The following is a 12,717-nucleotide window of genomic DNA, read 5'->3' on the forward strand; positions in this document are numbered from 1 at the left end:
TATAGCTTGCCTTATTGTTTTGCCGGTTTTGCCCGGAGGGCCAGCAGGGACTTGATGTCCTCCAGAATCTCCGGGGAGGTTAGATCCACCATCAGCCAGCGTCCCATTTTTGAGGAGGCCGTGTTGTGGTACAGCGTCCGGGTGTACTCCGTACAGGTCAAAAGCACTCCTTCCGCCTCCGGTTCGTCCTTGGGCGCGATGGAAATCATCGCCGTCACATAACCGGGGCGGAGGTACACGGTAGCCAGGGATTTGCTACCCTTCCTGAACTTCACGTTCCACCCCGGCTCCAAACCGCAGCGGCTGTACTCCGTCCGGGGCTCCGCGCCGTAGGCGTCCTTCAAATACCGCCGCAGCTCCGGCCAGAGGGGGTTGTCCGCATAGCGGTCAAGCTCCTCCATAGAAGGCGGGCGGTCCATGGGAAACCGCTGGGCCCAGGTTTTCGCATCCTGCATCGTTTCTTTCCTCCTACCCTTGTTCTTTCGTCAGTTCTTTCTTACACGCGGGACAGCGCTCCGGCAGGAAAAGGCCTGCAAACCGTCCCCGGAACAGCTGTGCGCCGCAGTGGGGGCAGACGATGCTCCTTCGGGCAATCGCCACCCCCGCCAGCACCGGAAGAATCAGCAGCGCGACCGCCCCTGTCCATAGCGACCCCGGGTCACGGCTGCGGAAATACATGCACAGCAGCGCCAGAATCACCCCTGCGTTAATCAGCAGCAGCGCGATTTTGTGAGCCAGGGAGAATTTCGGCCTTTTCATGGCGTTGTATCTCCTCTTCAAAAAATGTTCTCTCAAAGTCCCTCCGCCAGCTCCACCAGCTTGCGGAGACGGTGGTTCAGACAGGATTTCGTCACCGGCGGGTCAAACGTTTCCGCCAGCTCCGACAGGCTCAGCTCCGGATACTCCAGCCGCAGAGCCGCCGTCTCCCGAAGCTTGTCCGGCAGCCGCTCAAGCTGCCCCGACGCCTCCAGCCGCCGGATGGCGGCCCCCTGGCTCTGGGCGGCCTCCACCGCCTTGTCCAGGTTGGCGCTGTCACAGTTCAAGCGGCGGTTCACACTGTTGCGGATGCCCTTTTCCACCTTGGTGGACATGATTCGCATCGCCGCCGCCGGTGCGCCGATGAGGGTGAGGAAGTCCTCTATTTGGTCGCTTTGCTTAAAATAAGTGACGGCGCTGCCGTTTCGGGTCACGCTCTTGGGAGGATAGCCGCTCTCCCGGAGCAGGACCTCCAATTCCCGGCTGGCCTGGAGATGAGAGCTGGTCAACTCCAGATGATACCGTTTGGAGGGATCTGTGACGCTTCCCCCGGCAAAAAAACAGCCCCGGAGAAAGGACGCCCGGCAGCAGTCCTCCTCCAGCATGGCGAAGTTGACATGAAGGGCCAGGCTCTGCCGGGGGTCGTAGCCCAGGAGGTCGATGATATGGTCCAGCTTCTCCCCCTCCGTAATCTGAAAGACCATCTTCCCCTCCGGCGTTTCCCCGCCGGAAATATCTGGCTGCCTGTCAAACCGGAGGTCAAACGCCCGGAGGAACAGCCGGGGAAGCCTCGCGGCAAAATGGGGATTCTCCGTAATAATCCGGACCTCGGAAGAGCAGAAGGTACGGCAGTACAGCAAAATGCCGTAAGCCTCCGCCTGCGCGCAGCAGCGCCGCTGAACCGGCAGCCTGCAAAGCTCATTTTTCGTCTCAAAAGAAAAGGACACCGGCAAAACCTCCTCGGCAGCAGATAATATAAAGGACTATCCCATTACTCTTTCCGATAGCGTCCCCCCGCAATGCGCACGTTGCGCTCCGCATGGAGCAGGATCAATTCCTGGGCCAGTTTGTCGGGATGATGCCGGACATAACCGTCCTGTACCGTAGCGATGGGCCGGCCGATCAGCTCCACGCCTAAAGCGGCGCAACGGTCCGTATCGTAGCGCAGCATCTCCGCCCCCTCCTGGGCATAGCGGTCCGCCGCGTCCTTGGGAATGGGCGAGGAGTTCACCAGACACAGGTGAAACAGCCCATTCACCGAGTGCTGAAACAGGGCCGCGATATGGTCCGAGGCGGTGTAGCCCTCCGTCTCCCCCTCCTGGGTCATAACGTTGCAGACGTAGATTTTCAGAGCGGAGGATTCCCGGATGGCGTCCACGATGCCGTCCACCAGGAGATTTGGAATGATACTGGTGTAAAGGCTTCCGGGCCCCAGGACGATCATATCCGCCTCGTAAATAGCGGCCAGGGCCTCCGGCAGAGCCTTGGGATGCTCCGGCAGCAGCCGCACCTTGGTAATCCGGCAGTCCTCTTTTTTCTTGCAGTAGAAGATTTTGGACTCGCCGACGACGCTGGCGCCATTCTCAAATTCCGCCTCCAGCTGCACGTCGGCGGTGGTAACGGGCAGCACCCGTCCGGTGATGGCCAGGACCTCGCTCATTCGGCGGACCGCCGTGTCGAAGTTGGGGGAAATGCCGTTCAGCGCCGCCAGAAACAAATTTCCGAAGCTCTGCCCCGCCAGCGTTCCCTCCTGAAAGCGGTAGTCCATCATCTGTTTCATCAGCGGCTCCGTGTTGGCCAGAGCCACCAGGCAGTTTCGGATATCCCCCGGCGGCGGCATTCCCAAATCCTGGCGCAGAGCGCCGGAGCCGCCGCCGTCGTCCGCCACCGTGACGATGGCGGAGAGATTTTCCGTATAATCCTTCAAGCCCCGCAGCATATTGGACAGCCCATGCCCGCCGCCGACGACGGCAATCCGGGGCCCATGCTTCCGAGGCGCGCGGTAAGGTTGGTATTCCATAGGGTTCCTTTCCGGCTCAAACGGCCCGTTCCATGTCCCGATGATGCTCCGCTGCTTGATAGCCCTGCTCCCGGATAAACTCCGTCAGCGCGTGGGCGATGGCTACGGAACGGTGGTGTCCCCCGGTGCACCCTACGGCAACCACCAGGCCGGTTTTTCCCTCCTCCGCATACAGCGGCAGGGTAAAGCGCAGCAGATCCTCCACCTTAAGGAGGAAGTCGCGCGTCTGCTGAAAGCTGAATACATAATCCGAAACCGGCTTGTCCAGGCCGGTCTGGTGGCGCAGCTCCTCAATGTAGAACGGGTTCGGCATAAACCGCACGTCCAGGACCAGATCCGCCTCTAAGGGCAGGCCATGCTTGAAACCGAAAGACGTGACGCTTACCGTCATCCCCGCCTGCTCTTCCTCGCCGTTGAAGATGCGCAGCAGCTCGCTCCTCAGTTTGGCCGTTGAAAGCCGGGTCGTGTCGATGATAAAATCCGCCCTCTGCTTTACCGGGAGCATCAGTTCCCGCTCCTTCTCCACAGCCTCTTCCAGGGAATCCGTCTCCTTCTCCAAAGGGTGGCGGCGGCGGGTTTCCTTGTAGCGCTTGATGATGGCCGCCGGGGACGCCTCCAAAAACAGCATCCGGCAGACGCCCTCCATCCCCTTCAGTTTGTCCAGCACGTCAAAGAGCTCGCTGAACGACTCCGCCGTTCGCACATCGTACACCAGCGCCACCCGGGCATAGCGCCCGCCGCCCCCGGCGCAGAACTCCGCAAATTTCAAGATCATGGCCGCAGGCATATTATCCACGATATAAAAGCCGCTGTCCTCCAAAAAGGACGCCGCTTTGCTCTTCCCTCCGCCGGACAGGCCGGAGATAATCAGAATTTCCATGGCACGACTCCCCCTCACTCCACAAACTTGACCTCCGGCTCCAGCCGGACGCCGGTCTTTTCCCCGACAACCGCCTGCACCTGCCGGATCAGCTCCTTGATGTCGGCACAGGAGGCCCCGCCCCGGTTGATGATGAAGCCCGCGTGCTTTTCCGATACCTGGGCCCCGCCCACCGTCCGGCCTTTTAAACCGCACTGGTCTATGAGGGTCCCGGCGAAATACCCCTCCGGGCGCTTGAAGGTGCTGCCCGCGCTGGGCCATTCCAGCGGCTGGCTGGCCTTCCGGCGGGCCATCAGGGACCGCTGCGTCTCCCGGATTTCCTCCGGGCTGCCAGGGGTCAAGCGGAACACCGCGTGCAGCGCCGCCGCCTCCGGATGTTCCGTGAGGAAGCTCCGGCGGTAGCCGAAAGCCAGTTCCCCCCCAGAGAGAAACCGCACGCCCTCCTCCGGGAACAGCGCCGACACACCGGCGGCCACCTGTTTCAGCTCCCCGCCGTAAGCCCCGGCGTTCATGCACACGCCGCCGCCCACGGTTCCGGGGATGCCGTGGGCAAATTCCAGCCCCGCCAGCCCCTGCCGGCAGGCGAAATCCGCCAGACGGGCCAGGGGGACGCCGCACCCGGCGACAATGGAATCCGGCTCTTCCCCCATCTCCAGGCGGCAGAGGCGATCGGTCCCGATGACCAGCCGGTTCAGTCCCCCGTCCGGGGCCAGCAGGTTCGTGCCGTTGCCGATGATCAAGGGCCGGGCCCCGCACTCCCGGGCCATGGACAGCAGCAGCACCAGCTGCTCGCTCTTTTCCGGGAACGCCATCCGCTTCGCGGGACCACCCACCCGGAAGGAGGTATGCTTTGCCATGGGCTCCTCCTTCAAGACGCTCACATCTGGTAAGTAGTCTCGTATCTGTTTGTCAAGCCGCTCCGCCCAGTCCATGTAAGGGCCTCCTTATATTCAAGATACTTCCGCAAAGCGCTTACATCACCCGGCCCAGCATCGCCGCGCCGATGATGCCCGCGTCGTTTCCGCGCTCAGCCCGGAGAACTTTTGTGATCCGTCCTCCATGGCGGGAAAAGCTCTCCTTCGCCACGGCCTCCCGCAGGGGCTCCAGCAGCAGCCGCTCCGGTGCCGCCGCCACGCCGCCGCCGATGGCCACGGCCTCTGGGCGCAGGATGTTGATGAGGCTTGTCAAGCCGCCGGCCAAATAGTTCACGTAATTCCGGCAGACCTCCAAGGCGGCCTCATCCCCTGCCTCCGCCGCCTGGAAGGCCGTCCGGCCCTCTACGCCGCTTTCCGCGGCAATCTCATGAAGCAAGCTTTCCGGGTGTGCCTCCATAGCCCGTTTCGTCTGCTGGATCAGGCCGGTGGCGGAGGCGTAGCGCTCCCAGCAGCCCCGGCGGCCGCAGTTGCAGGGTTCCCCGTCCTGAATGATGACCATATGGCCCGCCTCGCTGGAGGCCAGGCCGCCCCGGAGCTTTCCGTCCACGATGATGCCCGCGCCCACGCCGGTGCCCAGGGTTACCACGGCAAAATCCCGGGTTCCCTTCCCCGCGCCGCCGAAGAACTCGCCCACGGCGGCGCAGTCCGCGTCGTTGCCCAGCAGCAGGGGCAGATCCAAATGCTTGCGGAAGAGCCGCTCCAGCGGGACATTCTCCATGGGGATGTTCGTGGTGAAGAGCACGTCGCCGCCGTCCACCGCACCGGGCAGACCTACGCCTACCCACCGGACCTTCTCCTGAATGACTCTCTTGGACAGCTCCGCCAGAATCTCCGCAAAACGCTCCGGGCCTTGAAAATCCAGGGGGACTCGTTCTACCTTGACAATATTGCCCGCCTCGTCTACCAGTCCGGCCTTTAGATTCGTTCCGCCTACGTCGATGCCGATATACATAGCGTTTCCTCCTTACAGCTTTCCATCCGCCCGGGCGTCTACCTTTTGGGCCAGCTCCTGGGCTGCGTTATATCCTAACTTCCGGTGCCGGTTGTTCATGGCCGCCACCTCCACGATGCTGGCCAGGTTCCGCCCTGGGCGCACCGGGATGGTCAGCGTGGGGACCTGAATGTCCAAAATATCCACATAGTGGTCCTCGATGCCCAGACGGTCATAAAACTTCTCACTATCCCAAGGCTCAAAATTTACCACCAGATCCAGCTGAGCCTCATTTTTAACAGCCCGGACGCCGAAAAGCTGCTGCACATTAATGACGCCGATGCCCCGCAGCTCAATATAATTGCGGATGACCTCCGGTGCGGAGCCCATCAGACGGCCGGAGACCCGCCGCAGCTCCACCGCGTCGTCGGCCACCAGCCGGTGGCCCCGCATGATCAGCTCAATGGCCGCCTCGCTCTTGCCCACGCCGGAGTCGCCGGTAATCATAACGCCTTCGCCATAAATGTCCAGCAGCACGCCGTGGCGGGTGACGCAGGGCGCCAGCACCCGGTTCAAATACTCAATGGTGCGGCTGGTGAAGGCCACGGTCACCTCGTTCGTCCGCAGCAGGGTCTTCTGGTGCTCCCTGGCGCTTTCGATGCATTCCGGGAAGCAGTCCAGGCTCCGGGCTATCACCAGCGCTGGGATGTCGTAGAGAAAAAGGTCGTCGAAGCATTTGCGGCGCTGAGCGTCGCTCAGTCCCCGGAGATAGGTAACCTCCGCCTTGCCGATCACCTGAAGGCGGCAGGGGTCAAAATAATCGTAAAAGCTGTGAAACTGGAGGCCTGGCCGGTTTAAATCCGGCACCGTCAGCAGGGCGCTGTCGAAATCACTGCCCTGGTTCAAAACCTCCAAATTGAAAAGGGATACAAAATTCTTTACCTTTAAACCATTCTCACGCATGGCGTTTCTCCTTTTCCCGCCAGAAGACCGGGCGTCCTTGGTTTTCGCGTCCTTCACGCATCCGTTTCCATTATATATGAAGTCTACCGATTCCGCAACACTTTCCAAGCAGAAGATCCCCAGGAAATGCCGTGAAAAAAACCTCAAAAACCACCGTGCGCAGCACCGCGGCTTTTGAGGCAAACATTTTAATACTTGCGCGCCTTGGACACACGCACTAGAAACCGGCACCGGCGGCGCAAGGAACGCAAAAAAAGGGGGGGCGTCACCCCCCCTTTCAAGTCATTAGACCAATTTCGCGGTGTTCATCCGCACGCCGGGGCCCATGGTGGCGGCGGCGACGCAGCTGCGGATATACTGACCCTTAGCCGCGGCGGGTTTCGCCTTCACAATGGCTCCCATCAGGGTGTTGTAGTTCTCCGTCAGCTTCTCGGGACCGAAGGAGACCTTGCCGATGGGGCAGTGGATGATGTTGGTCTTGTCCAGGCGGTATTCGATTTTACCGGCCTTGACTTCCTGCACGGCCTTGGCTACATCAGGGGTCACGGTGCCCGCCTTGGGAGAGGGCATCAGGCCCTTGGGACCCAGCACCTTACCGAGACGGCCCACCACGCCCATCATGTCGGGGCTGGCGACCACCACGTCGAAATCAAACCAGTTTTCCTTCTGGATCTTCTCAACCAGATCCATCTCGCCCACGTAATCGGCTCCGGCGGCCTTGGCGGCCTCGGCCTTGTCGCCCTTGGCGAACACCAGCACCCGGACGGTCTTGCCGGTGCCGTGGGGCAGAACGATGGCGCCGCGGACCTGCTGGTCGGCGTGCCGGGAGTCCACGCCCAGCTTCACATGCAGTTCGACGGTCTCGTCAAACTTGGCGGTAGCGGTTTTGCAGACCAGCGCCAGGCCCTCGGCGGGCTCATACTGGGTGTTCTTGTCAATCTGCTTGGCGCTGTCCTGATATTTTTTGCCTCTAAACACTGTTACTTCCTCCTCATAGTGGTTCTTCGGAACGGAATCCTCCCACTGTATGGAGCGGCGATCCGGCCGCTCTTAAAATATTGGTCAGTCGCCGACGATGACGCCCATGGACCGGCAGGTCCCGGCGATCATACTCATGGCGGACTCCAGGTTGGCGGCGTTCAGATCCCGCATCTTGATCTCGGCGATCTTCTGGATGCTGGCCTTGGAGATGGTAGCCACCTTGGTTTTGTTGGGAACGCCGGAGCCGGATTCGATGTTGCACTCCTTTTTGATCAGCACCGCCGCCGGAGGCGTCTTGGTGATGAAGGAGAAGGAACGGTCCGCATATACGGTGATGACGACGGGGATGATCATGCCCGCGTCGTTTTTCGTGCGTTCATTGAACTCTTTGGTAAACGCGGCGATGTTTACGCCGTGCTGGCCCAGAGCGGGGCCGACGGGGGGGGCGGGCGTCGCCTTGCCCGCGGGGATTTGCAGCTTTACATAACCAGTGATCTTCTGTGCCATGGAGCGGCACCTCCTACGATTTAAAATGTGGTTTGGCGGGACGGTACTCGTCCCTCCCACCTGCGCGCCGACGCGCGGTCAGAACCTGTGTCCGGCAGTTGTGCGTACAGGCTCTCAGTTCAAAACCTCGACCTGATCCAGCTCCAGGTCCACCGGGGTCTCCCGGCCAAACATGGAAACCATGACGCTGACCCGGTTTTTCTCCGGCTCGATCTCCTCCACCACGCCGGTGAAGCTGGCCAGCGGGCCGTCCATGATCCGCACATGGTCGCCCAAGCCGTACTTGACAACGATCTCGTGCTTCTCCATGCCCATGGCCAGGACCTCTTCCTCCGTCAGGGGGATGGCCTTATTGGCGGTGCCCACAAAACCCGTGACGCCCCGCACGTTCCGCACCAGGTGCCAGGTTTCGTCCGTCATGATCATCTTGATCAGCACGTAACCGGGAAAGACCTTTCGGGCCACTTCCTTGGACGCGCCGCTCTCCGTGATCTCCGTGACGTTTTCCATGGGGATTTCCATCCGCAGGATCATATCCTCCATGCTCCGCCCGACGACAAGCTTTTCAATGCTGGTCTTGACGGCGTTTTCATAGCCGGAGTAGGTATGCACAACATACCATTTCGCGCTGTCTGCCATCTCGTGTTCCTCAGGCGCCGAAAGCGCTTAGAATCATCTGGACCAGGGAAACGGACACAAAGTCAAACACCCAGATAAACGCGCCGATGATGGCGGAGCACAGCAGCACGGTTCCCGTGTTTTTCATCACCGTCTGCTTATTGGGCCAAACGACTTTCTTCAGTTCGCTTTTCATTTCGCGGAACCAAAGGCCGCGATCCTTCTTTTTCGCTTCTGCCATTGTTCAAATACGCCCTTTCTTCATTTACTTCGTCTCGCTGTGGAGCGTGTGCTTCCGGCAGAAACGGCAATACTTGTTCAGCTCCAGCTTGTCCGGTGTGTTTTTCTTGTTTTTCATGGTATTGTAGTTTCTCTGCTTGCACTCGTTGCATCTCAGGGTCACTTTTACTCGCATTCTTTCGGCACCTCCTTATATTCGCCTTCCTCCAGGGAAAGCCGACTGCCTCCCTGCCGGGACCTGTCCGCCGTGGCTTGAAAAGCGAAAAAGCGCACAACAAAAAAGCCCCGCTCACAGGTAACATCGAGTATAGCACACGTTTCTGTAAGGGTCAACACTTTTTTCAAAAATATTCCTCGAAAAAGCCGCATATTAAAATGGTATAAAAAAACTTCGGTTTTTTTGAAAATTCTTCTTGCATTTTTCGATGGATTCTGTTATGATACCACTTGTGCTTGTGGAAGCACGCACATATTATGTGACAGCAGGGAGGTGCAATGGATGGCTAAGTGCGAGTATTGCGGCAAAGGCGTGACCTTTGGTATTCAGGTCTCTCACTCTCACCGGCGTTCCAACCGTCCCTGGAAGCCCAACGTGAAACGTGTCAAAGCGATCGTGGATGGTTCCCCTCGCCACGTATATGTCTGCACCCGGTGCATGCGCTCCGGCAAGGTTACCAGAGCGGTCTAATGAGAGCGAAAAAAGCTCCCGGACTTTTTGTCCGGGAGCTTTTTTATCCCGGGCGGATAAACCGGCGCTCCCCTGCCCTACGGGCACCGAAAATCCATCCGCAGGAATTTCTTTCCGTTCGGGAGCCCCCGCTCCGTCCGCTGAATCACACGGTAGCCTATCGCCAGCATGGTTTTCTCCAGGGCCTTACCGTCTAAGTCGTGGTGCACCGCCTCCAAAACGTCAAACGCGTGCAGATACGGCGAATCGGATACCCAGCCGTCTTCCGCGTTGATTTGAAGGACGCAGGAGGCATATTCCGGCCCAACCTGCCCGATTAGCCTTTGAAAACACGAACAGCCTATGTATTCAACAAGCAGGTTCGCAATCACCAGCTCCGCCGCCGGAAGGCGGCAGGGCTCCTCCCTCAAATCCACCCGAAGGCATTCCAGCACGCCCGCCAAATTCGGATGCCGGGCGGCGGCCGCCTCCAGATAAGCGGCGTTGACGTCCACCCCGTACACCTTTTCCACGCGGTCCCTTCGGATATGCTCCAGGCCGTTTCCGCCCGCGACCCCCAGTATCATAACCTTGGAGGCCGGATAATCCTCAAGCTGTCCTTTCATCATTTCGTTCAGCGCCTGGAGCTGGAGGACAGAATCCAGCCTCATGTGATTTTCATAATCCTCCAGTGAAATTTCTTCCCAAGGGTTTTTCATTCGTCCTCCCTGCTAAGAACGCCCGGACTTGATGTCCGGGCATTTTTGCCGGCCTTCAGACCCGCTCCGCCAGCTTCTCGCTGTACTCCGCCCGGAATTCTCCAAAGCGCCCCGCATCCAGGGCCTCCCGGATTTTTGCGGTCAGCTCATTATAAAAGTAGAGGTTGTGCAGCACCGCCAGCCGCAGGGCCAGGGTCTCCTCCGCCTTGAACAGGTGCCGGAGGTAAGCCCGGGAGAACCGCTTGCACACGGGACAGCCGCAGCTCTCGCTGATGGGACGGCTGTCCATGGCGTATTTGGCGTTGAGGATATTGACCGTCCCCTCCCAGGTAAAGAGCTTCCCGTGCCGCCCGTTCCGGGAGGGCATCACGCAGTCGAAGAAGTCCACTCCCCGGGCCACGCCCTCGATGATGTTGCTGGGGGTGCCCACGCCCATGAGATACCGGGGCTTGTCCTTCGGCATGTGGGGCTCCACCGCGTCAATGATATCGTACATCACCTGGGTGGGCTCCCCCACCGCCAGGCCGCCGATGGCGTAGCCGTCGCAGTCCAGCTTGGCGATCTCGTCCATATGCCAGACGCGAAGGTCCGCAAACGTGGCCCCCTGGTTAATGCCGAAGAGGAGCTGTTCAGGATTCACGGTGTCCGGCAGAGCGTTCAGCCGGTCGTGCTCCCGCTTGCAGCGCTCCAGCCAGCGGAGGGTCCGCTCACAGGAAGCCTTGGCATATTCATAAGTTGCCGGATTCTCCACGCACTCGTCAAAGGCCATGGCCACGTCGCTGCCCAGGTTGGACTGGATGCGCATGGACTCCTCCGGTCCCATGAAAATCTTTCGCCCGTCGATGTGAGAGGAGAAATAGACTCCCTCCTCTTTGATCCGCCGGAGGGGGGCCAGGGAAAAGACCTGGAAGCCGCCGGAATCCGTCAAAATGGGGCCGTCCCAGTTCATGAACTTATGGAGCCCCCCCATCTGCCTCACCAGCCCGTCGCCGGGACGGAGGTGAAGATGGTAGGTATTGCTCAGCTCAATCTGGCAGCGGACCTCCCGGAGGTCAAAGGCGTCCACGCCTCCCTTGATAGCAGCTTGCGTGCCCACGTTCATAAAGACCGGCGTCTGGACCATGCCGCCGTGGGCGCAGGAAAACTGTCCGCGCCGGGCGCGGCCCTCTGTCTTCAGCAGTTTGAACATCTGTCTCTCCTATTTTATTGATAAGTTGTCGAAAAAGGCCCTTAGCTCCGCCTTTTCCTCTGCGGGAATCGCTTTCTTTGGAACGCCCAGCTCCGCCCCGGCCAGGGCGGTGAGCTGATGGAAGCAGGCCGTGGGGTCCACCTGGGCCCGGATACGGAGAAAGGCCTCCCGGGCCCCCGCTTTTCGGAAATCCTCGGGGGTTTCCAATCCCACCCGGCGGAGGTTTTCCGCCAGCTTGAGGCCCACGTTGGGCAAATCCGTCAGGAGCATGAAAAGCCCTCCCTCACGAGATAAACATGGCGTCGCCGAAGGAGAAAAAGCGGTATCGCTCCTTCACCGCCTCCCGGTAGGCGGCCAGCACCGCCTCCCGTCCCGCGAAGGCGGACACCAGCATGATAAGAGTGCTCTCCGGCAGGTGGAAGTTCGTTACCAGGCCGTCCATCACCTTGAACCGGGAGCCGGGATAAAGGTAGATATTCGTCCAGCCGGACCGGGCCTCCATGTGCCCGTCCTCCCCTGCCCAGCTCTCCAGCGTCCGGCAGGAGGTGGTTCCCACGCAGATGACCCGGCCTCCGGCCGCTTTGGTGCGGTTGATAAGCTCCGCCGTCTCCGGCGGAACCGTGCAGAACTCGCTGTGCATATCGTGATCCTCGATGGCCTCCTCCTTCACCGGGCGGAAGGTTCCCAGTCCCACATGGAGAGTCACATAGCCCAGGTTCACACCCTTGGACTCAAGTTCCCTCAGCAGCTCCGGCGTAAAATGGAGCCCCGCCGTGGGGGCGGCGGCACTGCCCAGAACCTTGGAGTAAACCGTCTGATACCGCTCCTGGTCCTGGAGCTCTTCCTTGATGTAAGGCGGCAGGGGCATCTTCCCCAGGCGCTCCAGCACCTCCAGGAAAATTCCCTCATACGCAAAGCGGACCAGGCGGTTTCCGTCCGCCAGCTCCTCCGCCACCTCGGCGGTAAGGGAGCCGTCGCCAAAGGTCATCCGGGCCCCGGCGCGCAGCTTCCGCCCAGGCCGGACCAGGCACTCCCAGACATTTTCCCCCTTATCGGTCAGCAGCAGCACCTCACAGGCCCCGCCTCCTGGCAGCCTCCGCCCCAGAAGCCGGGCGGGCAGGACCCGGGAGTCGTTCATAATCAGGCAGTCCCCGGGCCGCAGCAGGGACGGCAGGTCGTAAAAATGCCGGTGTCCCGTCTCCCCCGTCCGGCGGTCCAGGGTCATCAGCCGGGAGCCGTCCCGCTTTTCCATGGGCGTCTGGGCGATGAGCTCCTGGGGGAGGTCATAGTAAAAATCGCTTGTCTTCATGT

The 12,717-nt window shown here is 60.4% G+C and carries 18 protein-coding genes; 1 reads left to right on the top strand and 17 read right to left on the bottom strand.

The window, feature by feature from the left end; translation table 11 throughout:
- Positions 1 to 11: 11 nt before the first annotated feature.
- The 13 genes from Q1M04_RS02490 to rpmG form a co-directional block, all read right to left on the bottom strand.
- Positions 12 to 455: a DUF3788 domain-containing protein gene (locus Q1M04_RS02490; protein WP_297997906.1), complete on the bottom strand. Its 444-nt coding sequence runs from the start codon at positions 453 to 455 to the stop codon at positions 12 to 14.
- 13 nt (positions 456 to 468) lie between these two features.
- Positions 469 to 759, bottom strand: a complete 291-nt coding sequence (locus Q1M04_RS02495) for a hypothetical protein (RefSeq protein ID WP_297997907.1) — start codon at positions 757 to 759, stop codon at positions 469 to 471.
- A gap of 32 nt (positions 760 to 791) precedes the next feature.
- Positions 792 to 1,703, bottom strand: a complete 912-nt coding sequence (gene whiA / locus Q1M04_RS02500; protein WP_295755051.1) for a DNA-binding protein WhiA — start codon at positions 1,701 to 1,703, stop codon at positions 792 to 794.
- A gap of 44 nt (positions 1,704 to 1,747) precedes the next feature.
- On the bottom strand, positions 1,748 to 2,776 hold the full coding sequence (locus Q1M04_RS02505; protein WP_293279827.1) for a gluconeogenesis factor YvcK family protein: 1,029 nt from the start codon (positions 2,774 to 2,776) through the stop codon (positions 1,748 to 1,750).
- 16 nt (positions 2,777 to 2,792) lie between these two features.
- The gene (rapZ, locus tag Q1M04_RS02510) at positions 2,793 to 3,656 is read right to left on the bottom strand and encodes an RNase adapter RapZ (RefSeq protein ID WP_295755050.1); all 864 of its coding nucleotides are present in this window, start codon (positions 3,654 to 3,656) and stop codon (positions 2,793 to 2,795) included.
- A 14-nt stretch (positions 3,657 to 3,670) separates the two neighbouring features.
- Entirely contained in the window at positions 3,671 to 4,588 is a 918-nt protein-coding gene (gene murB / locus Q1M04_RS02515) for a UDP-N-acetylmuramate dehydrogenase (protein WP_297997909.1), read from the bottom strand.
- Between the two features lie 40 nt (positions 4,589 to 4,628).
- On the bottom strand, positions 4,629 to 5,543 hold the full coding sequence (locus Q1M04_RS02520) for an ROK family protein (RefSeq protein ID WP_297997911.1): 915 nt from the start codon (positions 5,541 to 5,543) through the stop codon (positions 4,629 to 4,631).
- 12 nt (positions 5,544 to 5,555) lie between these two features.
- A complete protein-coding gene (gene hprK, locus Q1M04_RS02525; protein ID WP_297997913.1) occupies positions 5,556 to 6,485 on the bottom strand; it encodes an HPr(Ser) kinase/phosphatase in 930 nt (309 codons plus the stop codon).
- A 285-nt stretch (positions 6,486 to 6,770) separates the two neighbouring features.
- Positions 6,771 to 7,463 carry a 50S ribosomal protein L1 gene (gene rplA, locus Q1M04_RS02530; protein ID WP_293279832.1) on the bottom strand — a complete coding sequence of 231 codons (693 nt, stop codon included), beginning with the start codon at positions 7,461 to 7,463 and terminating at the stop codon, positions 6,771 to 6,773.
- Positions 7,464 to 7,547: 84 nt separating this feature from the next.
- A complete protein-coding gene (rplK, locus tag Q1M04_RS02535) occupies positions 7,548 to 7,973 on the bottom strand; it encodes a 50S ribosomal protein L11 (RefSeq protein WP_204789384.1) in 426 nt (141 codons plus the stop codon).
- A gap of 114 nt (positions 7,974 to 8,087) precedes the next feature.
- Positions 8,088 to 8,612, bottom strand: a complete 525-nt coding sequence (gene nusG / locus Q1M04_RS02540; protein ID WP_295755046.1) for a transcription termination/antitermination protein NusG — start codon at positions 8,610 to 8,612, stop codon at positions 8,088 to 8,090.
- Positions 8,613 to 8,622: 10 nt separating this feature from the next.
- The gene (secE, locus tag Q1M04_RS02545; RefSeq protein ID WP_204789382.1) at positions 8,623 to 8,832 is read right to left on the bottom strand and encodes a preprotein translocase subunit SecE; all 210 of its coding nucleotides are present in this window, start codon (positions 8,830 to 8,832) and stop codon (positions 8,623 to 8,625) included.
- A 24-nt stretch (positions 8,833 to 8,856) separates the two neighbouring features.
- Complete coding sequence (gene rpmG / locus Q1M04_RS02550) at positions 8,857 to 9,006, bottom strand: 50S ribosomal protein L33 (RefSeq protein ID WP_016323379.1); 150 nt, start codon at positions 9,004 to 9,006, stop codon at positions 8,857 to 8,859.
- A 324-nt stretch (positions 9,007 to 9,330) separates the two neighbouring features.
- Here rpmG and rpmB point away from each other — a divergent pair, with 324 nt between their 5' ends.
- Positions 9,331 to 9,519, top strand: a complete 189-nt coding sequence (gene rpmB / locus Q1M04_RS02555; RefSeq protein WP_204789381.1) for a 50S ribosomal protein L28 — start codon at positions 9,331 to 9,333, stop codon at positions 9,517 to 9,519.
- A 77-nt stretch (positions 9,520 to 9,596) separates the two neighbouring features.
- Here the strand turns inward: rpmB and Q1M04_RS02560 are convergent, their stop codons facing one another.
- The 4 genes from Q1M04_RS02560 to queA form a co-directional block, all read right to left on the bottom strand.
- Complete coding sequence (locus tag Q1M04_RS02560; RefSeq protein WP_297997916.1) at positions 9,597 to 10,169, bottom strand: methyltransferase type 11; 573 nt, start codon at positions 10,167 to 10,169, stop codon at positions 9,597 to 9,599.
- Between the two features lie 103 nt (positions 10,170 to 10,272).
- Positions 10,273 to 11,406 carry a tRNA guanosine(34) transglycosylase Tgt gene (tgt, locus tag Q1M04_RS02565; RefSeq protein ID WP_297997918.1) on the bottom strand — a complete coding sequence of 378 codons (1,134 nt, stop codon included), beginning with the start codon at positions 11,404 to 11,406 and terminating at the stop codon, positions 10,273 to 10,275.
- 9 nt (positions 11,407 to 11,415) lie between these two features.
- The gene (locus Q1M04_RS02570; RefSeq protein WP_204789378.1) at positions 11,416 to 11,676 is read right to left on the bottom strand and encodes a TfoX/Sxy family protein; all 261 of its coding nucleotides are present in this window, start codon (positions 11,674 to 11,676) and stop codon (positions 11,416 to 11,418) included.
- A gap of 13 nt (positions 11,677 to 11,689) precedes the next feature.
- Entirely contained in the window at positions 11,690 to 12,715 is a 1,026-nt protein-coding gene (gene queA / locus Q1M04_RS02575; protein WP_297294633.1) for a tRNA preQ1(34) S-adenosylmethionine ribosyltransferase-isomerase QueA, read from the bottom strand.
- Positions 12,716 to 12,717: the final 2 nt, after the last annotated feature.

Origin of the sequence: uncultured Oscillibacter sp., from assembly GCF_950073225.1 — a bacterium.
Taxonomy (GTDB): domain Bacteria; phylum Bacillota; class Clostridia; order Oscillospirales; family Oscillospiraceae; genus Oscillibacter.

Coding starts and splice junctions, on each gene's coding strand:
- murB (WP_297997909.1), bottom strand. CDS start 4,588: ATGGACTGGGCGGAGCGGCTTGACAAACAGATACGAGACTACTTACCA.
- nusG (WP_295755046.1), bottom strand. CDS start 8,612: ATGGCAGACAGCGCGAAATGGTATGTTGTGCATACCTACTCCGGCTAT.
- tgt (WP_297997918.1), bottom strand. CDS start 11,406: ATGTTCAAACTGCTGAAGACAGAGGGCCGCGCCCGGCGCGGACAGTTT.
- rpmG (WP_016323379.1), bottom strand. CDS start 9,006: ATGCGAGTAAAAGTGACCCTGAGATGCAACGAGTGCAAGCAGAGAAAC.
- Q1M04_RS02490 (WP_297997906.1), bottom strand. CDS start 455: ATGCAGGATGCGAAAACCTGGGCCCAGCGGTTTCCCATGGACCGCCCG.
- rplK (WP_204789384.1), bottom strand. CDS start 7,973: ATGGCACAGAAGATCACTGGTTATGTAAAGCTGCAAATCCCCGCGGGC.
- Q1M04_RS02520 (WP_297997911.1), bottom strand. CDS start 5,543: ATGTATATCGGCATCGACGTAGGCGGAACGAATCTAAAGGCCGGACTG.
- rapZ (WP_295755050.1), bottom strand. CDS start 3,656: ATGGAAATTCTGATTATCTCCGGCCTGTCCGGCGGAGGGAAGAGCAAA.
- Q1M04_RS02505 (WP_293279827.1), bottom strand. CDS start 2,776: ATGGAATACCAACCTTACCGCGCGCCTCGGAAGCATGGGCCCCGGATT.
- Q1M04_RS02495 (WP_297997907.1), bottom strand. CDS start 759: ATGAAAAGGCCGAAATTCTCCCTGGCTCACAAAATCGCGCTGCTGCTG.
- secE (WP_204789382.1), bottom strand. CDS start 8,832: ATGGCAGAAGCGAAAAAGAAGGATCGCGGCCTTTGGTTCCGCGAAATG.
- hprK (WP_297997913.1), bottom strand. CDS start 6,485: ATGCGTGAGAATGGTTTAAAGGTAAAGAATTTTGTATCCCTTTTCAAT.
- rpmB (WP_204789381.1), top strand. CDS start 9,331: ATGGCTAAGTGCGAGTATTGCGGCAAAGGCGTGACCTTTGGTATTCAG.
- queA (WP_297294633.1), bottom strand. CDS start 12,715: ATGAAGACAAGCGATTTTTACTATGACCTCCCCCAGGAGCTCATCGCC.
- Q1M04_RS02560 (WP_297997916.1), bottom strand. CDS start 10,169: ATGAGGCTGGATTCTGTCCTCCAGCTCCAGGCGCTGAACGAAATGATG.
- Q1M04_RS02570 (WP_204789378.1), bottom strand. CDS start 11,676: ATGCTCCTGACGGATTTGCCCAACGTGGGCCTCAAGCTGGCGGAAAAC.